This is a genomic window from Streptomyces sp. NPDC088400 (assembly GCF_044753355.1).
Classification (GTDB): domain Bacteria; phylum Actinomycetota; class Actinomycetes; order Streptomycetales; family Streptomycetaceae; genus Streptomyces.
Genome location: NZ_JBIVMZ010000002.1, coordinates 741964 through 761382, shown reverse-complemented (window position 1 = coordinate 761382; position 19419 = coordinate 741964). Strand labels below are relative to the sequence as shown.

The 19419-nt window shown below is 70.7% G+C and carries 15 protein-coding genes; 13 read left to right on the top strand and 2 right to left on the bottom strand.

What is annotated here, in order from left to right; genetic code table 11:
* The first annotated feature begins 47 nt into the window (after positions 1-47).
* Positions 48-722: a hypothetical protein gene (locus ACIQD6_RS07500; RefSeq protein WP_401879242.1), complete on the top strand. Its 675-nt coding sequence runs from the start codon at positions 48-50 to the stop codon at positions 720-722.
* A gap of 254 nt (positions 723-976) precedes the next feature.
* Here ACIQD6_RS07500 and ACIQD6_RS07495 read toward each other — a convergent pair whose 3' ends face one another.
* A complete protein-coding gene (locus ACIQD6_RS07495; protein WP_401879586.1) occupies positions 977-1600 on the bottom strand; it encodes a tellurite resistance TerB family protein in 624 nt (207 codons plus the stop codon).
* A gap of 431 nt (positions 1601-2031) precedes the next feature.
* Between ACIQD6_RS07495 and ACIQD6_RS07490 the strand changes: the two genes are divergently transcribed.
* Entirely contained in the window at positions 2032-5028 is a 2997-nt protein-coding gene (locus ACIQD6_RS07490) for a glycosyl hydrolase 115 family protein (protein ID WP_401879240.1), read from the top strand.
* Positions 5029-5072: 44 nt separating this feature from the next.
* Here the strand turns inward: ACIQD6_RS07490 and ACIQD6_RS07485 are convergent, their stop codons facing one another.
* Entirely contained in the window at positions 5073-6440 is a 1368-nt protein-coding gene (locus ACIQD6_RS07485; protein ID WP_401879239.1) for an MFS transporter, read from the bottom strand.
* Positions 6441-6955: 515 nt separating this feature from the next.
* Between ACIQD6_RS07485 and ACIQD6_RS07480 the strand changes: the two genes are divergently transcribed.
* The 11 genes from ACIQD6_RS07480 (at position 6956) to ACIQD6_RS07430 (ending at position 19419) form a co-directional block, all read left to right on the top strand.
* A complete protein-coding gene (locus ACIQD6_RS07480; protein ID WP_401879237.1) occupies positions 6956-7783 on the top strand; it encodes a 2-amino-3,7-dideoxy-D-threo-hept-6-ulosonate synthase in 828 nt (275 codons plus the stop codon).
* Positions 7780-9003, top strand: a complete 1224-nt coding sequence (locus tag ACIQD6_RS07475; protein WP_401879235.1) for a 3-dehydroquinate synthase II family protein — start codon at positions 7780-7782, stop codon at positions 9001-9003. Before ACIQD6_RS07480 ends, ACIQD6_RS07475 begins: the two co-directional genes overlap by 4 nt.
* Positions 9004-9084: 81 nt before the next feature.
* On the top strand, positions 9085-10491 hold the full coding sequence (locus ACIQD6_RS07470; protein WP_401879584.1) for a class I adenylate-forming enzyme family protein: 1407 nt from the start codon (positions 9085-9087) through the stop codon (positions 10489-10491).
* A 137-nt stretch (positions 10492-10628) separates the two neighbouring features.
* Positions 10629-10904 carry a phosphopantetheine-binding protein gene (locus tag ACIQD6_RS07465; RefSeq protein WP_330289660.1) on the top strand — a complete coding sequence of 92 codons (276 nt, stop codon included), beginning with the start codon at positions 10629-10631 and terminating at the stop codon, positions 10902-10904.
* Entirely contained in the window at positions 10901-11218 is a 318-nt protein-coding gene (locus ACIQD6_RS07460; RefSeq protein ID WP_401879233.1) for an acyl carrier protein, read from the top strand. Before ACIQD6_RS07465 ends, ACIQD6_RS07460 begins: the two co-directional genes overlap by 4 nt.
* Positions 11215-12477, top strand: a complete 1263-nt coding sequence (locus ACIQD6_RS07455; RefSeq protein ID WP_401879231.1) for a beta-ketoacyl-[acyl-carrier-protein] synthase family protein — start codon at positions 11215-11217, stop codon at positions 12475-12477. Before ACIQD6_RS07460 ends, ACIQD6_RS07455 begins: the two co-directional genes overlap by 4 nt.
* Positions 12474-13406: a hypothetical protein gene (locus ACIQD6_RS07450; RefSeq protein ID WP_401879230.1), complete on the top strand. Its 933-nt coding sequence runs from the start codon at positions 12474-12476 to the stop codon at positions 13404-13406. The genes ACIQD6_RS07455 and ACIQD6_RS07450 overlap by 4 nt, the downstream gene beginning before the upstream one ends.
* Positions 13393-15063: a class I adenylate-forming enzyme family protein gene (locus tag ACIQD6_RS07445; RefSeq protein ID WP_401879229.1), complete on the top strand. Its 1671-nt coding sequence runs from the start codon at positions 13393-13395 to the stop codon at positions 15061-15063. The genes ACIQD6_RS07450 and ACIQD6_RS07445 overlap by 14 nt, the downstream gene beginning before the upstream one ends.
* Positions 15060-15614, top strand: a complete 555-nt coding sequence (locus ACIQD6_RS07440; RefSeq protein ID WP_401879227.1) for a hypothetical protein — start codon at positions 15060-15062, stop codon at positions 15612-15614. Before ACIQD6_RS07445 ends, ACIQD6_RS07440 begins: the two co-directional genes overlap by 4 nt.
* Before the next feature lie 164 nt (positions 15615-15778).
* Complete coding sequence (locus ACIQD6_RS07435; protein ID WP_401879225.1) at positions 15779-17836, top strand: FAD/NAD(P)-binding protein; 2058 nt, start codon at positions 15779-15781, stop codon at positions 17834-17836.
* Positions 17833-19419, top strand: a complete 1587-nt coding sequence (locus ACIQD6_RS07430) for an MFS transporter (protein ID WP_401879223.1) — start codon at positions 17833-17835, stop codon at positions 19417-19419. The genes ACIQD6_RS07435 and ACIQD6_RS07430 overlap by 4 nt, the downstream gene beginning before the upstream one ends.

Below are 19419 nucleotides of genomic sequence, written 5' to 3'. Positions count from 1 at the left end.
GCCATCCCCGCACTCGACGGCACACCCCCACAGGAGGATCCCCTCACATGAGTCCACGACGGACCCCGAAGCCCGCCGAGCGAACGGCCGTACTCCGGCGCGACCGGCGCGACCGGACGGTCATCGCCACACTGGCAGCCGCCACACTGGCAGGCGCCGTACTGGCCGGTCCCGGCATCGCGCAGGCCACTGAGCGGGCGTTACCACGGGCCGCCTCGGGATCCCAGGAACAGGTGGCGGCGGCCACCATCACCTGGACGCTCGAACGGGCGAGCAACCCCACCCAGGACCAGTTGACGGCCTACGGCCTCATCACCACGGCCATGAACGCCGCGGTGGCCCGGTACAACAACATCAGTGACCTGGGCAAGAGCATCACCGTCCGCTACGACCCGGGCGTGCCCACCGCCGACGGCAACATCAACGGAACCATCCGTTTCGGGAACCGCGGTTACATGACGGAGCGGACCGCTCTGCACGAGATAGCCCACACCATCGGCGTGGGCACCAGTGGAGGCTGGTCCTCCCTCACCAATGGAGGAACCTGGCGCGGCGCGGAGGCCACGGCACTCGTCAAGCGCTTCGACGGTTCGGGCGCCACACTGTCCGCCGGTGGGGGACACTTCTGGCCCTACGGCCTGAACTACGAGAACGAGTTCTCGAACACGGCGGGCGATCGTCACGTCCAGATCGTGGCCGCCATGGTTCGTGACGGTCTATAGCCTCAGGAACCCTCGGAACCTCAGGAACCCTCGGAACTTCAAGAACTCTCGGAACCTCGGGGACCTCGGAGGCGGATGCCTGGGGCGGCAACCGCTCCCAGGTCCGCCGGTGCACTCCGTCTCAGCGCCTCACGTCCTCCCCGGTTGCCCTCGGCGTCACACCGACCGCACCGTCAGGGGAGCAACCGGATGTTCCCTGAGAGACATGGTGATCCCTCACCCCGGGACGAACGGGAAGAGGCGGAGGCCATCCGTCAGATACCGAACTCCGTGGGCGACACGCCGAGGGCGTTGCAGGCCTCACGGATGACCTGCTGCTCGGACGGCTCGAAGTACCCGTCGGCACCGGCGATGACCATGCCCGTCTGGATGACCGCGCGGGCCTCCGCCGGCTTCTTGGCGGCCTTGGCGATCTCCTGCAGCGCCTCCGCCTTGCCCACCTGGAAGTTGGCGACGAGCCGGTCCACGTGCTTGCTGAACCGCTGGCGCAGCTGGTCCGCCGGGAAGTTCTGCAGGACCTCGTTGGAGACGATCAGCTCCTCCACTCGCTGCCGCTCCATCGGCTCCACATGCCCGTCGGCCGCGGCCACCAGCGCGCACATCGCCATGCTGGCGTCCCTGTAAGCGCCGCTCTTGAGCTCGGTCTTGACCGACGCGAGCTGATTCTTCAGCACGCCGATCAGCTGGGCCTTGGAGCCGCCGGAGGCCGAGCCCGAGCCGTGGCCCGACCCGCTGCCGCCGTGCTGTCCCGGCACATTGCCGCCGTGCTGTCCCTGTCCGAAGGGGCCGCTCCCCTGCCCGTGCCCGCCCGATCCCCGACCGCCCTGGGACTGCTGGAGATTCTTGGCCTGGTCCTTGATCCGGTCCCACATCGGCACTGCTGCCACCTCGACTTCCGCTGTCTGACTGTCTGTCCGGCCTTCGCCGTGGGTCGCGATTCATCGCGACCCACCAGGTAAACGCCCCCAGGAGTAGATGGGTTCCCGTAGAGCAAAGACAACGCAAAGAAGGCTGAGATGCGCCTTGGCACGCCGCCTGCACCCGGGCTATACCGACACCCCTTCCCCTCCGTACGGAGAGAGGGCGTCTACCGGATGCACGGCACGCGGTACGGCCAGGGCCGCCGGCCTCCGGCATCTGGACGCCCCAGCCGAGCTGGCTTACGGTGGCGAGCGAGCGGCTTTTGCTATGTACATGCCATCACCCCGCCGCCCCCTTGCTCCTCCGCCTCAGCGAGTCACGCGCTCAGTTCTGCCGGCGTCCCGGACGAGGAGCCGTCCCAGGATGCGGCGCGGGAAGGTGATGCCCCATGCCCCGCAACGAGCCGCACCGCCCATCGGACTGGTGGACACGTAAGTCGTTCCTGCGAGGAATGGCAGCCGTCGGTACGGCCCCGTTGCTCCACGGCACCCTGGCCACAGCCGCCCGGGCCACGGAGTCCGGGCGGGCCACGGAGTCCGGGCGGGCCGACTTCCCCCTGGTACGGAACGGTGCCGCCGTGGACCTGTTCGTGGACCCGGCGGACGACCCGGCCGTCGTCCGCGCGGCCGGCGACCTGTGTGCGGACGTGGAACGCGTCAGCGGGGTGCGCCCGCGCCTGCGGCACACCGTGCTGGAGAAGTCCGCGCACCTGGTCCTGGTGGGCACCATCGGCGCGAGTCCGGTCATCGACCGGCTCATCGCCCAGGGGCGTCTGAACACCTCCGGCGTGACCGGTCGTTGGGAGGCGTCGGTGACCCAGGTGGTGGACCGTCCGCTGCCCGGAGTGGAACGCGCCCTGGTGATCGCGGGGAGCGACCGGCGCGGCACCGTCTACGCCGTCTACGACACCTCGGAGCGGATCGGCGTCTCGCCCTGGTCCTGGTGGGCCGACGTACCCGTCGAGCACCACGACACCGTGACGGTTCCGCGCGGCCCGCTCAAGCGGTACGAACCGTCCGTCCGCTACCGGGGCATCTTCATCAACGACGAGCGGAACCTGACCACGTGGTCCCACCGCACCCAGGAGACCGACAAGAACATCGGCCCCGAAACGTACAAGAAGGTCTTCGAGCTGCTGCTCCGTCTGAAGGCCAACTACCTGTGGCCCGCCATGCACCCGTACTCCGACTTCTTCAACAGGTATCCGGAGAACCCCGAACTGGCCGAGGCGTACGGAATCGTGGTCGGCTCCAGCCATCCTGAGGCCATGCTCCGCAACGGCGTCCACGAGTGGGCGCCGTGGGCGGAGGCCCACCGGGGCACGGACGGGAAGCTGCCGGTCTACGACTACACGGTGAACCCGGAGGTCATCGCCGACTACTGGAGAGCGCGGGCGCGGCAGAACGCCGAGTACGAGAGCGGCTGGACGCTCGGCATGCGGGGCCTGCACGACTCTCCCCTGGAGACGCGGTACGCCACCACGATTCCGGAGAAGGTCGTGGTGATGAACAAGATCATCTCGGATCAGCGCCGGATCCTCTCCGAGTCGGTCGGCGCCTCGGCCACGCCGCAGATATTCATCCCGTACAAAGAGGTCCTGGAGCTGTACAACGCGGGCGTTCAGGTGCCCGAGGACGTCACACTGATCTGGCCGGACGACAACCACGGCAACATGCGCCAGCTGCCGAACGAGACGGAACAGCGGCGCGAGGGCGGCAACGGAATCTATTACCACATCTCCTACTGGGGCACCCCCGAGAGCTATCTCTGGCTGGACACCACCCAGTTGAGCAAGATCTGGCAGGAACTGCGCCGGGCGTACGACCACCGGGTCGACCGGATGTGGATCATCAATGTGGGCGACATCAAGTCCATGGAGACCGGCCTGTCCTTCTGTATGGACATGGCCTGGGACGTGGACCGGTGGGGCGCCGGCGACGTCGAGGACTTCGTGGCCGAGTGGGCGGGCCGCCAGTTCGGGCGCCGCTACGGCGGGGAGATCGCCTCCATCCGTACGGAGTACTACCGCCTCGCGGCGGAAATGCGCCCGGAGTTCATCGACGTGGGCACCTTCTCGCCCGTCCACCACGGCGACGAGGCGGGCCGCCGGATGGCGGCGTACCAGAAACTGCTGGAGCGGACCCGGAGGCTCGGCGCCCGACTGCCCGACAGCTACCAGGACGCCTTCTACGAGCTGGTCCAATACCCGGTGCACGGCGCTTACTTGATGAACCTGAAGTACGACCTGGCGCGCCGCAACGCGCTCGCGATCCGGCAGGGCCGCAAGGCCGGGGCCAACCGCTACGCGGACCTGGCCGAGGCCGCCCACGCCGAGGAACAGGCGATCACCAAGCACTACAACACCGAGATCGCGGGCGGGAAATGGGACGGGATCATCGACCCGTACCCTCCACAGATCCCGCAGGCACCGGGCCGCCCGAACGTGGCCAGGGTCGCGCACCAGGACACGTCGGGCCTGGGCGCGGCGGCCGAGGGGAACGAGACCGGGACGGGGCGGGCGCTCTCCTTCTCCTCGTACACGCGGGACCGGCGCTTCGTCGACGTGTTCAACACCGGCTTCCTGGCGCTGGACTGGAGCGCCGAGGTGAGTCATCCCTGGATACGGCTGAGCACGGCGGGCGGCACTCTCACCGATCAGACACGGATATGGGTGACGATCGACTGGAAGCGGGTGCCCGAGGGCCCGCACGACGCCACGGTGACCCTCACGGGTGCCGGGCGGACGGTGTCCGTGCCCCTGCGGGTCCTCAACGACGGGGAGCGGGCACGGAGACGGGCCCGTGGGCATGTCGAGGCGCATGGGTACGTCTCGATCGACGCCGCGCACTTCGACGGCCGCACGGCACGCCGCGGCACCGACTGGGAGACCGTGCGGGGCCTCGGCCGCCGCACCGCCGCCGTACAGACGGTGCCGTCGACCGCGCCACCCGCCGGCCCTGAACCAGCCGTCCGGGGAGCGGAGTTGAGGTACCGGGTGACGTTCGCCGGCACCGGCACGTTCGCGGTGACCGTCTTCCGCTTACCGTCCCTCGACCAGCGCGGCCACCGCCGGGTCGCCTTCGCCCTCGACGACGGACCCGCCACCGTGCTGTCCGGCCAGGCGGTCGCCACCGGAAAACAGAATGACGCATGGGCCCGCAACGTGGTGGCGGGCATCGAGAAACTGACCGGCGCGGTGACCGTCACCGAGCCCGGCGAGCACGTCCTGCGCCTGCTCATGATCGACCCGGCCATCGCCGTGGACCAGATCGTCATCAACACCGGTGGCCTCCCCGCCAGTTACCTCGCGCCGCCGGAGAGCTACCACCCCTCCTTCAATCCGGATCCCGCCCGCGAAGCACACTGGGCGATATCGGACCAGTAGGGCCCGGGGCCGGGCCGGGGCAGCACCTTCCTGTCGCGTGCCCGTCAGTCGCCGAATTCGTGGTCGCGGGTCTCCGGCAGGGCCAGCAGGCACAGGAGGCTCAGCAGGCAGAGGCCGCCGGTGTAGAAGCCGAGGACCAGCGGGGATTCCCAGTGACTGTTCAGCCAGGTGGCCATGAGCGGGGCGAAGCCGCCGCCGAGTGTGTTGGCGAGGATGAAGGCCGCGGAGGCGCCCGTGTAGCGCAGCCGGGCCGGGAACAGCTCCGGGAGGAAGGCCGCCACCGGGGAGAACATCAGCGCGAGGAACATCAGGCCGACCGTGTAGGCGCCGGTGATCACCAGCCCGTTGCGTGAACTCAGCGAGGCGTACATGGGCACCGCCCACACCACGCAGCCGACGGCTCCGGCCAGCATCACCGGGCGGCGGCCGATCCGGTCGGACAGCCTGGCGACCGGGAGGGTGATGGCGATTCCGGCCGCCGCGCCAATGCTCGCGGCGGTCAGCATCGTGTTCCGGGGGATGCCGAGCTCCTGCGGCCCGTACGAGAGGCTGTAGACGATCGTCAGGTAGTAGACCGCCGAGCCGCCGATCGCCGCACCGGTGCCGAGCAGCAGCCGGCCGGGGTGCAGCTTGAGCAGTGTGCCCAGCGGAAAGCGGGACACCGATTGCGGTGTCTGTGCCGCGCGGCGGGCCGCTGACGTGAACACGGGGGACTCGGAGACCGTCGTACGCACCCACAGGCCGACCACGACGAGCACGGTGCTGAGCAAGAACGGGATGCGCCAGGCCCAGTCGGTGAAGCCGTCCATGCCCACGGTGTTCAGGGTGGGCAGGATGACCGCGGTGGACAGCAGGAAGCCGAGCGAGGGGCCGGCCTGCGGGATGGACGCGTACAGCGCGCGGCGGCCGGGCGGCGCGTGTTCGGCGGCGAGCAGCACCGCCCCGCCCCACTCACCGCCCATGCTGACGCCCTGGAGCAGACGGAGTGTCACCAGCAGTACGGGAGCGAGGAATCCGGCGGTCTCGTACGTGGGCAGCAGCCCGACGCCGACCGTGGCCACGCCCATCAGGAGCAGGGAGACGACCAGGGCCCGCCTTCGGCCCAGCCGGTCACCGATCGTCCCGAACAGGACGACGCCGAGAGGGCGGGAGAGGAAGGCCGCCGCGAACGTGAGGAACGCGGCCAGGGAGGAGAGGGTGGCGTTGCCGGAGGGGAAGAAGGCGGGGCCGAGGACGAGCGCGGAGGCGGTGCCGTACACGGTGAAGTCGTAGTACTCGATCGTGGTGCCGACCAGGCTGGCGACGGCGACCCGCGGGGCCTGGCTCTTCCCGTTGCGCACCGCGGGTGACGCTGACGCGCCCGGTCTCGCGCCGACGGTCTCGGGAGCGGTCTTGAACGGTAATTCGGGCATGGCGGGTCACTTCCGGTATGCCCGGAGCGTGGAAACAGTCCGGGTCCAGGGCGGGGAGGGGACGATCCCGCATGAAACACGAACCGGAGTGCGCCTGTCACCCTAAGCCCGCGAATTCACATTCGACAAGAAGTCCCCGGCCGAATAACCGGGCCGGCGAGCACCCGAGTAATAAAGCATCCGATGCGGTCACGGGCAGGGGCAGACCGCCTTAACACGCGCAGAGCGCACGACACCCGCCACCTCACCACTTCTCTCCCAACAGCCCACGAAAAGTACACCGGAGCCCCGCGAACCCCACTCACCCGTCACATTGCCGTCCATACTCATGCCGGACTCCGTATAAAAATTTCCCGACGATCACACCTTGCCAACGGACAGTCACGCGGGAATGCTCGTGGCGGCTGAACTTGAAAGTTCTACAACCATCGTTTTTCGGACACGGAGAATCGCAGCGGAATGTCGCGGTTCGGCTTTCTTAAATGCGGCCTCCGGGCTGGGAAGGCTCATTACCCATGCTGAAAACCGGCAAGCAATTACGCGTGAGAAGACTTTCCTTGGCGGGTGACGACCGACATCTGCTCATACCGCTCGACCACAGCGTCTCGGACGGCCCGATCGTCCCCGCCGACCAGTGGGACGACCTGCTGCGGGCCCTGGTGGCCGGCGGGGCCGACGGGATCATCGTCCACAAGGGGCGTGCCCGCGCCTTCCCGCCGGACATCCTGAAGAGCTGCGCGCTGGTGGTGCACCTGAGCGCCAGTACCGCCTGCTCCGCCGACGTCCACGCCAAAGTGCTGGTCGCCGATGTCGAGGAGGCGCTGCGGATCGGCGCGGACGCGGTCAGCGTCCATGTGAACATCGGCTCGGACACCGAGGCGCGGCAGCTCGCCGACCTGGGGGCGGTGGCCCGTTCCTGCGACGCGTGGGGCATGCCCCTGATCGCGATGGTCTACCCGCGCGGCCCCCGGATCGAGAACCCGCGCGATCCCGCCCTCCTCGCCCACCTGGCCAACGTCGCCGCCGACCTGGGCGCGGACATGGTGAAGACCTCCGCCGCCCTGCCGCTCGACCGGATGGCCGAGGTGGTGGCCAACAGCCCCATCCCCATCCTCGCGGCCGGCGGGCCGCCGGACGGCTCCGACCTGGTCGAGTACGGCGCCGCCGTGATGGCCACCGGCTGCCGGGGGCTGGCCATCGGCCGCCGGATCTTCTCGTCTCCCACGCCCGCCGCACTGGTGTCACAGCTCGCGGCGGTCGTGCACGGCATGCCCGGCGGCAACGCCCTCACGGATGACATGCCCCTGGCCAACTATTCGACGATCGTGGCAGGAGTGGCATGAGGTTCGCATGGATCGATCTGCGTGAAGTCCCCCGCCCTCAGCTCCAGGCGGTGGTGGACGCGGCCGTTCACGCCCGGATGGCCGGGGTGGTGGCCGCCGACGCCGAACTGCTCGGGACCCTGCCCCCGACCGTCACCCGGGTACTGGTCTCCGAGGGGCCGGCCCCGGCCGCCGTGGAGAAGCCCGCCGGCAAAGAGGCGAAGGGAGCCGCCGACAAGGAGTCCAAGTCCCCTTCCGGGAACGGCAGTTCTCCGGCCGCGACCGGAATCGACGTCCTCCTTCGGAAGTTCGGCACCCAGGACGAGCTGGACGCCCTCGCCGCCGCCCACCGCACCGCCGGTCGTACCGGTGGCACTGGTGGCACTGGTGGCACGCCCGTCTCCGGCTTCATCGACGTACGGGACGACCGCACCCTTCAACTGTCCTGCGCGGGCGCCATGGTGCTGCCGTACACCGTCATCCACTTCGCCGACCCGACCAAGATCCCGCTGGAGATCGTGCTCGCCGCGGCCGAGTCCGCCGAGGGCAAGCTGGTGACCGTCGTCGACGGCCTGGAGGAGGCGGCCATCGTCTTCGACGTGCTGGAGCGCGGCTCGGACGGCATCCTCTTCACACCCCGCAGCGCCGACGACGTGTTCGCACTCGCACGGCTGCTGGAAGCCACGACGCCCCAACTGGAGCTGTCCACACTGACCGTGGAGAGCATCCGGCACGTCGGACTCGGCGACCGGGTCTGCGTCGACACCTGCTCGCACTTCGAGGAGGACGAGGGAATCCTCGTCGGCTCCTACTCCTCCGGGTTCGTGCTGTGCTGCAGTGAGACCCACCCTCTCCCCTACATGCCGACCAGGCCGTTCCGGGTCAACGCCGGTGCCCTGCACTCGTACACGCTCGGGCCCGACAACCGCACCAGCTACCTCAGCGAGGTCGGCTCCGGCAGCGCCCTGCTCGCGGTCGGCGCGGACGGGCGCACCCGGCGGGTCGTGGTCGGGCGCGCCAAGCTGGAGTCCCGGCCGCTGCTGGAGATCCGTACCCATGCCGAGGACGGCCGGCTGGTCAGCCTGACCGTGCAGGACGACTGGCACGTACGGGTGCTCGGCCCGGGCGGGAAGGTCCTCAACGTCACCGACCTGCGGCCGGGTGACGAGTTGCTCGGCTACCTGGCCGCCGACAAGCGCCATGTGGGGCTGCCCATCGGCGAGTTCTGCAAGGAGGTCTGAGGCCTCATGGACGAACTCGTCAGAGAGACGGACACCGGTACCGGCACGGATACGCATACGCATACGCATACGGACGACGGGATGGACTCCCTGGTCCAGGGGCTGTTCGACGCGTGCGACGACACCCTGCCGTATCTGATACACCAACAGGAAACGGTCACCCGAGGTGAGTTACGGGAGCGAGTGACCAAGCAGGCCGCGGTCTTCGCCGGGTACGGCATCGGTCCTGGCAGCACCGTGGGCCTGCGCACACCGCCCAGTTTCACCCAGATCGAGGTGCTACTCGCCCTGTGGCGGCTCGGCGCCCAGGTGCTGCTCTTCGACTTCCGGCTCAAACCGCCCGAGGTGGCGGCCCTCTGCACGACGTGCCGACCGCAGTTCATGGTCAGCGCCGGTTCCAACGTCCGGGCGACGTTCGGTTTCCGGTCCGAGCACGAGGTCGTCACGGAGCGCCGCGGGACCGGCCGGCCGGCCACCACCACGCACCGGCTGGTCCAGTTCAGCTCGGGCTCCACGGGGCGGCCGAAAGTGATCGGCAGAACCGCCCGGTCGCTCGCCGCCGAGGTGGACCGGTTCGCCAGTGTCGCCGGGATTCCCGGTGCCTCCGGTGCCCCCGGGATGCCGGTCGAGGGCGACCGGCTGCTGCTTCTCAGCTCGACGGCGCACAGCTTCGGCCTGGTCGCCGGCCTGCTGTACTCCCTCGCCGCCGGTGTCTCCGTCGTCTTCGCGCCCCGTGTCTCGGCGCGCGACATCCTGCGGACCGCGCTGGAGCACCGGGTCACCGCCCTGTTCGGCGTGCCGACACACTACGAACTCCTCGCCGCTGCCACCGATCCCCCCGCGCTGCCCAATCTGCGGGTCGCGGTGTCGGGCGGCGAGATCATGCCCCCGCGGGTCGCGGCCAGGTTCGCCGACCGATACGGCGTCGCGGTCGGCGAGGCGTACGGGACCACGGAGACCGGCATCGTGGCCATCGACATCGGCGGCACGCTGCGGCCCTCGGTCGGCCGGGCCGCACCGGGTGTGGTGGTGCGGGAGCGGCGCGGCGAACTGGATGTCGCCCTCGACGAGTCGCCGTACCTCTACGACTCGGGCGGCACCCAGTACGCGGACGGCTGGCTGCACACCCGGGACCGGGCCACGGTGGACGCCACCGGCGCGATCCTGGTGCATGGGCGCGCCGACTCCGTCGTCGTGATCGGCGGCCTCAAGGTGGACCTCACCGAGGTGGAGAACGTGCTGTGCGAGCACCCGGCGGTCGACCAGGCGGTCCTGGTCCACGAGGACGTGACCGAGGCGTACGTCGCGGTGGCCGCCGGCGCCGAACGGCCGTCCGCCGAGGACCTGTCGCGCTGGTGCCGGGAGCGGCTGGCCGACTACAAGGTGCCCCGGGTGATCCGGCTGCTGGAGTCCCTGCCGCGTACGTCCAACGGGAAGTTGGTACGCCGGGCGGCGACGCTTCAGGCGGCCATGGCGGGCGAGGCGTAGTCCGGCCGAGGCCAGGCTCAGGCGAGGCCCAGGCGCAGGCCCGGGCCCAGGCGCAGGCCAGGCCGAGTCCGGGCCGAGGCGATCCGAACAACCTCCCCGACACCTCTCGTACGACCTTTCACTTGGAGATACTGATCATGAGCACGTCGACCCTGGAAGACGAGATCCGCGAGTTCGTCCTGACCGCGGTGATCGACGAGATGAACATCCTGCTGAGCCGCGACGGCATCACGGACGACAGCCCGGTGACCGTCGGCGGGCTGGATGTCGACTCCCTGAGCCTCATCGAGCTCACGCTGCGGCTGGAGTCGCGGTTCGGCGTCGAGATCCCGGACACCGACATCGAGCCCCTGGCCACCCTGACTCTCGGCGGACTCGTCGCCGAGGTCGTCCGACGCGGTGCGAAGGCATGAGTGCGAGCACGGGAGCCACCGGCCCCGACATCACCGCCGGCCCTGAGATCACCACCGACTCCGGCATCACCACCGACTCCGTCCGGGAGCTGCTGTCGGACCGCAAGGTCTTCCCCGGGCTGCCCGACGATCTCGGCGAGGACGCCGAACTGGTCCTGGATTCCCTCGGGTTGGTGTGGCTGCTTCATGTGGTGGAGGAGCGGTACGGCCTGGTCGTCGAGCCCACCGACGAGGACATCGGCGGGCTGACCTCGCTCCGGCGGCTCACCGGATATCTGCGTACCGCCCAGACGGAAGAGGGGCGGACGGGATGACCGGTGAAGTGACGGTGACCGGGTTCGGCGTACGTACGGCGTTCGGCGCGGGTGCCGAGGCCCTGCGGAGCGGGGTCTTCGCCGGGGTTCCCGCGTTCCGGCCCACCACGCGGTTCGACACCGGTCCGTACCGTACGCCGATGGCGGCCGCCGCCCCCGACCGCCCCGGCGCGGTAGAGGACCGGTCGTTGCGGCACGCGCTCGGCCGGTGCGGGGCGGACGCCCTCGACATGGCCGGGCTCGGGCCGGCCTCGGAGGCGGCGGTCCTGCTGGGGGTCGCCGGTGACCACAGCAGCGTGACGCGGTACTGGCGGGGCGCGGCGGCCACCCCGGCAGATGCCGGGCCAGGGCCGGGCGCTCCGGCGAGAACGAATCCGGACACCGCGTCCGCACCCGTCCACGGGTCCGGTGCGGACGCGGGCCGGGCCGCCGCGCACCTCGCCGATGCCGTGCCCGCTCACCTCGCCGAACTGCTGGCCGGTGGCCTTGGCCTGACCGGGCCTCGGCTCACCTTCACCAATGCCTGCGTGGCGTCCGCCGCCGCGATCATCCATGCCTGTCGGCTGATCTCCTCGGGCCGGATCGATACGGCCGTCTGCGCGGGCGGGTATCTGGTGGAGGAGGAGACCTTCGGCAAGTTCGACTCCGGGCGGGCGTTGTCCCGTGACGGCATGGTGCGCCCGTTCTGCGCCGAGCGCACCGGACTGCTGCTGGGCGACGGGGTCGCGGCCGTCGTACTGGAGTCCACCGAGCACGCCCGGCGTCGCGGGGCCCGGCCCCTGGCGTCGGTCGTCGGGTGGGGCGCCGCAACGGACGCGCACCATATCGCCCAGCCGCACCCGCAGGGCGCCGGGCTGGCGCGCGCCGCACGGCAGGCGCTGCGGATGGCCGGTGACCCGGAGGGGGCGTCCCTCGGCTATGTGAACGCCCATGGCACCGGCACCAAGTACAACGACGGGGCCGAGACCCGGGGCCTGCGCGCCGCGTTCCCGGAGCGGGCCGATTCGATCCCGGTCAGCTCGACGAAGAGCACCACCGGCCATCTCCTGGAGGCGGCGGGCGTCGTGGAGTTCGTGATCACGATGCTGGCCCTGCTGGACGGCGTGCTGCCGCCGACCGCCGGATTCGGCGGCCCCGACCCGGAGTGCGACCTCGACTACGTGCCGAACCGGCCCCGCCCCGCCGACCCGCGCCGGGCCCTCACCATCAACGCCGCCTTCGGGGGCGCCAACACCGCACTCGTCCTGGAGCGGCCATGACCACGACCGACACGATGGTCCTGCGCTCGCCTCTCGCCATCCTCGCGTCCGCCACCGCGACCCATGACACCGGCCGGGACGACGACATCGCGCTCCCGAAGCTGCCGGGCTTCGTGGAGTCGGCGTTCAGCCCGCTGGCGTACGAGGTCAGCAGGCGGTGTCTGACCGAGCGGCCCGGGGACGGCGCCCGCACCGCCGTGGCACTGGCCAGCCTGACGGGTGACACCACCACCGCCGATCTGGCCAGCCGGCGCATGGTGTCCGGGCGGGTGCACAACCCGCTGCTGTTCATGCAGGCCACCGCCAACTCCGTACTGGGCCACACGAGTCGTGAGTTCGGGATCACCGGGCAGATGTTCAGCCTCTCGACCCTCGACGACGCACTGACCGAACTGCTGGCCATGGCGGACCTGTTGCTGGAGGACCCGGAGGTGGACCGGGTCCTGGTGCTGGGCGTGGAGCTCGGCGGCGGCGAACGCGTGGCCGCCGCGCACCGTGAACTGAGCCCTGTCCGACAGGTCTTCGCCGCGCCCGGAACGCCCGGGCAGGACCTGACGGCGGACAGCGGACGTCCGGTCCCGGACCTCCCCGCGTCCGCCGGCCTGGCGGCGGCGGTGCTGCTCGGCCGTCCCGGCGACCCCGGAGCCCCGGTGTCGGTCCGCTCGGCCGGGACGACGTACGACACCGGTTCGGCCCGGCAACTCGGAAGCATCCAGGGTCTGTTCGAACTGGCCGACGCCCACCGGCGGCTCCTGCGGGACGGCGGCACCCACCTCCTGACGACCGAACCGGAAGCGCCCGCATTCATCCTCAGCTCCGGCACCGAAGCACGATCCGACACCAAAGCACGATCTGGCACCGGAGCACGATCCGGCACCGCTGCAAGAGACACGGCAAGGAATGAGACGGAGACCCATGCTCATCAGTAGGCAGGAGCGGGCGCGGATCTGCTCCGACACCGAACTGGGCGCCGGCAATGTCCTGGCGCGCCTGACGGCGTACGGCCGTCCACTCGACGAGGTCGTACTGCGAACGGACGGCACCTGGCAGTCCCCGGACGGCAGTTGCCCCGAGGCGCTGACCCTCGGGCAGCTGTGCGAGGTGGTCGAGACCTACGCGGGCTGGTACGCCGCCCAGGGGGTGCGCCCCCGCGATCCCGTCGCCCTCCACTCCCACTCCAGCGCCGAGTTCGCGGTGAACTTTCTGGCGCTGACGTCCCTCGGCGCGATCCCGTCGTTCGTCAACGGCAACCTGCCGCCCGACATCGCCCGGGAGTACGTACGACGACAGGGCGCCGTGGGCGCCTTCACGGACCAGGAGCACCGAGCCGTGCTGTCGGCCCCCGGGGCGGACCTCGGCTTCTGTGTGACCGCCGCCGGCATCGGCCCCGAGCACCGCGCCTCGCTCCCGCCCTCCTACCCGTACCGTCACGACCCCACCGACCCGGTGCTCATCTCGCACTCGTCCGGAACCACCGGTATGCCCAAGGGAGTTCCGCACACCCACCACACGCTGATGTACGCGCAGCTGCACCGGCTCCGCCACTCCACCGGAACCGACATGGAACGCACCCTGGTGGGGCTGCCGGGCGCGCACAACGCGATGGTGGCGACGCTGCTGTACTGTCTGCTGCTGCGCACCGACATCAAGCTGCTCTCCAGCCAGGGCGGCACCGAAGTGCTGGACGCCATCGAGGAGTTCAGGCCCACCGCCGTGCTCGCCTTCGCCGGCACCTTCGGCGAGATGGCCTCCGAGGACCTGGCCGCCCGCGACCTGTCCAGCGTGCAGGTGTGGTTCAACACCGGGGACGCGGCGCACGAGGCGCACATCCGGGCGCTCGTGCGGTACGGCAGCCACCGGACGATCGGCAAGGACCTGCGCCGCACACGCGTCGACGGCGCCGTCTTCGTGGACGGGCTCGGCTCCTCGGAGGCCGGCTACTCCGTCTTCCACAACCGGCACACCAAGGACACCTCGGCCTACTCGCGCTGCGTCGGCAGGCCGATCAGCTTCGCCGAGGCCGCTGTACTCGCCGAGGACGGCACCCCGCTGCCGCCCGGGGAGATCGGCCGCCTCGGCCTCAAGTCCCCTACGCTCACACCGGGTTACTGGAACGACTCGCTGACCTGGAACCGTATGCGGCTCGGCGGCTACTGGCTCACCGGCGACCTCGCCCGCCAGGACGAGGACGGCAACTTCTACCACCTCGACCGCGCCCCGGACGCCATCCGCACCCGCGCCGGCCTCGTCCTCAGCACCCGCACCGAGGAACTCCTCCTGCGCGAGCTGCCCGAACTGGCCGACTGCACCGTGGTCGGGGTCGCCCCGGACGGCGTACGGGCGGACTGGGACGGCGACGGGGTGGCGGAAGCGTACGCGCTGCTCCAGCTCGCCGACGAAGAGGGCGGCAGCGACGAGGAGTTGACCGACCGGGTCAACACGGCTCTCAAGGCCGCCGCATTCCCCCCGATGACCCGCGCCCTGCGCATGAAGCCCGACGACGTGGTCAAGGGCGCCACCGGCAAGGTTCTCAAACGAGTGATGCGCGACCGCTTCGCCGCCTCCTCGGCCAAGGAGCAGGCATGAGTACGGGCACAGGCGCCGGCGAGGTCAACCACCGCGCGCAGACGGTCGAGGCCTACCGGCTGTGGTGGCAGCACGACGCCCACTGGTACCAGGGGGTCGCGAGCCGGTTCGGGCAGGAGGCCGCGAACGAGATCAATGCCGAGGCGCTGCGCAAGGTCGCGGCGCACGTCGGGCAGCGCGTCGGCCGCCGGTCCGGGGCGTTCCCCGACTCCGGCGACAGCCGCAAGGACCTGGAGGAGCTGCGCCGCAGGTTCGACGAGTGCGGCGACCGGATGTTCCCGCCGGAGCTGCGCAACGCCTCCACCGAGGTCGAGGACGACGACCTGATCGTCCTCACACTGCGCCGGAACTTCGCCATCACCATGGTGCGGATGGCCGGTTCACTGGACGGCTACCGGTGCCCGTGCACCGACATCCACGCGGGCTGGTCCGAGGGACTCGGCGTCACTCTCACGGAGAACCGGGCCGAGAGCTGTCTGCGCAACGGCGACAAGGCGTGCCGCCTGCTGATGCGCGTGCGTACTCCTCTCGCTCACGGTACGGAAGGCTGAGCCGTGCGGACAGTTGTGGCCGGGGCCACCGGAGTGGTCAGGCATCCCCTGCTGCGCGACGGGCTGGGCCAGGAATGACCGGACCAGGTGCCGCAGGTGATGCCCGCGATGCCCGTGACACGCCTGCCGCGCCCGACGCGCCTGACGCGCCTGACGCGCCTGACGTGCCTGACGCGCCTGACGCGCCTGACGCGCCTGACGCGCCTGACGCCATCAGCGTGTGCGTGATCGGCGCCGGTCCGCGCGGGCTCTCGGTCCTGGAGCGGATCTGCGCCAACGCGGGCCAGGCCGCCCGCCCGGTCGTGGTCCACCTCGTCGACCCGTACCCGCCCGGCCCGGGCGCGGTGTGGCGTACCGACCAGCCGCCCGAGCTGCTCATGAACACGGTCGCCTCCCAGGTGACCCTGTTCACCGACGACAGCGTGCCCTGCCCGGGGCCGTCGGTACCGGGCCCGAGCCTGTACGAGTGGGCGCGCACCCTGGAGCCCGGGGCGTACCCCGGCCGGGTCCTGGCGGAGGCACGCCGACTCGGCCCGGACACCTACCCGACCCGCGCCTTCCACGGCCACTACCTGGAGTGGGTCTTCCGGCACCTCTTACGCACCGCACCGCCCCGGATCACGGTCCACACCCACCGGGCGACGGCAGTCGCGCTGGACGACACCCCGGACGGGCGCCAGACAGTGGCCCTGGCGGACGGCGACCGGCTCACCGGCATGGACGCGGTGGTACTGGCCCTCGGCCATGGGGAGTTGATTCCGGCCCCGGAGGAATGCGAGCTGCGCTCTTTCGCGGAGCCGCACACCCGCCTGGCCTACGTGGGCCCAGCCAACCCGGCCGACGCCGACCTGAGCGGCATCCGGCCCGGCACGCCGGTCGCCCTGCGCGGACTCGGGCTGACCTTCTTCGACCAGCTGGCACTGCTCACCGAGGGGCGCGGCGGAACGTTCAAGCAGGGCGCGGCCGCGCTCGTGTACATCCCGAGCGGCAACGAGCCGGTACTGTACGCCGGTTCGCGGCGCGGAGTGCCGTACCACGCCCGCGGCGAGAACGAGAAGGGCGCGCTGGGCCGCCACCGCCCCCGGTTCCTGACCCCGGAGGTCATCGCCGGACTGCGGCGACGACCCGTCGGTTTCCGGGCCGACATCTGGCCTCTGATCGACCGCGAGGTACGGACCGTCTTCTACGAGGCGTGGATCCGGGCCGCCCGAGGACCGTGGGCGGCCGAGGAGTTCGTACGGTCGTGCTTCGCGGGCCGCCACTCCGAGTCGGCCCTCCTCGACCGGTACGGGATACCGGCGGACGAGCGCTGGGACTGGCGGCGCATTGAACAGCCGTACGGCGACCGGCACTTCACGGACCGCGCGGACTTCCGGCACTGGCTGCTGGCGTATCTGCGGCAGGACGTCGCCGCCGCCCGGCTCGGGAATGTGACCGGGCCGTTGAAGGCCGCGCTGGACGCGCTGCGGGACCTGAGGAACGAGGTCCGGCTGGTGGTCGACCACGGCGGGGTCTCCGGTGACTCGTACCGGTCCGAACTGGACGGCTGGTACACGCCGTTGAACGCGTTCACGTCGATCGGCCCGCCCGCCTTCCGGATCGAGCAGCTGATCGCGCTGATCGAGGCCGAGGTACTGCACGTGGTCGGTCCGGGGATGCGGGTGGAGCCCTCGGCGCGCGAGGGCGGTTTCCTCGTGGACGCGGAGAGAGTGTCCGAGGCGCCGGTGCTGGTGAACGCGCTCGTCGAGGCCCGGCTGCCCGACATCGACCTGCGGCGCAGCGCCAATCCGCTCCTGCGGGGGCTGCTGGCGGAGGGCCGGTGCGTCCCGTACCGGCCGGGCGGCCACGAGACGGGCGGGATGGCGGTGACCGGCGGTGCGCCCCGGCTGGTGGACGCGTCGGGCCGGCCGCACCCGCGCCGGTTCGCCTTCGGGGTGCCGACGGAGGGGGTGCGCTGGGTGACGGCGGTCGGCATCAGACCGGGCGTGGGATCGGTGACTCTGGAGGACTCCGACGCGATCGCGCGGGCAGTGCTGCATCTGCCGGAAGCCGAAGGGCCTCCGGTTACAGCGGCTTTGACGGTAGGTCAGTCATCAAGCACAGGGGAGTCGATCAGCGTGAACGGGACGTCCGTGTCCGTGGACACCGACACAGGACTGGTCGACCGGGCTCTGCGCGCATACGGCGACAGCACTTGCGGAGACGACGGAGATGTCCGATGAGCGAAACCAACAGCGGTATCGGGAAGACCTCCCGGTCGTGGCCCGTCCTCCTGGTCGTGGTCTGCGCCCAGATGCTGATCTGGCTGGACACCTCGGTCCTCAACGTCGCCGTCACCACCCTGGCCGACCCGGCCGAAGGCCTGGGCGCGACCCCCGCCGAGCTGGAGTGGGTGGCGAGCGCCTACACCCTGGTCTTCGCCGGTGCCCTCTTCGCGGGCGGCGCGCTGGCCGACCGTTTCGGCCCCCGGACCACCCTCCTGGCCGGGCTCGCGCTGTTCGGCGCCGCTTCCGGCGCGGGCGCCTTCGCCTCGGACCCCGCCTGGCTGATCGTGGCGCGCGCCGTCATGGGTGCGGGCAGCGCGCTGCTGATGCCGGCGACGCTGTCGGTCATCGTGCAGAGCACCCCGGAGGAGAAGCGGACCCGGGCGATCGCGATCTGGAGCTCGTCCAGCGGTCTGGGAGTGGCGGTCGGACCGGTCGTGGGCGGGGCACTGCTCAGCAACTTCTGGTGGGGCTCGGTGTTCCTGGTCAACGTGCCGATCGTGGCCCTCTGCATGGCCGGAGTGGCCGCCGTCGTACCGGAGTTGAAGGCCCCCCGGCGCAGACAGCTCGACCTGCCCGGGATGGCCCTCTCGATGCTCGGCCTCGGCGGCTTGGTGTACGGAATCATCGAACTCGGCAACGGACAGATCTGGTACGGCCCCCATGTCCTCCTCCCCCTTCTCCTGGGCGGCGCCCTGCTGGCCGCCTTCGTGGCCGGACAACGCAAGTCCCCGGCACCCAGCCTGGACCTACGGCTCTTCAGGCAGCCCGGATTCACAGCCGGGAGCGTGGTGCTGCTGATCGCGTTCATGGCACTGGCCGGGCATCTGTACTACGCGGCCTTCTACCTCCAGGGCCCCCGCGGCCTCTCCCCCGCCGACGCCGGAACCGTGATGATCGCCGCCGCGATCGGCATCGTCCTGGGCAGCCAGGCGTCTCCCGCGATAAGCCGCCGGCTGACGGCCCGCTGGACGGTCGCGGCCGGGGTCCTGGCCACGGCCGCGACCTACGTCGCCTACGCCTGGCTCGACGGACGGACCCCGATCTGGTTCATCGCCGCGCTGCTGTGGATCCAGGGCTTCGGCATGGGTCTGATCGGTACGCCGGTCACGGCCGTGATGATGAGCGGGGTACCGCCGCGGCTCGCGGGCGCCGGATCGGCCGTCAACAGCGTCACCCGGCAGGTCGGCGGAACGCTCGGGGTGGCGATGGCCGGTTCGATCCTCTCCGGGGTGTACCGGGCGCGGATGTCGGATGCCGAACTACCCGGCACCGGGCGCGAGTTATCATGGGCGGCCGAGGAGCAGGCCCGTACCTCCGCCGAGGCGGCCCGGTCACTGGCCGGTTCCTTGCGCCTGCCCGAACTGGCGGCCACGGCCGACCGAGCCTTCCTCGACGCGATGTCCGCCGCCACCCTCTCCATCGCAGCACTGGCCCTCATCGGCTTCGCCGTGTCGGTCGTGGGTCTGCGGACACGGGCGGCACGACCGAGCGACGTCCCGGCCCGGGAGGCACGGGACGAGCAGGTGGAATCCGCGTAG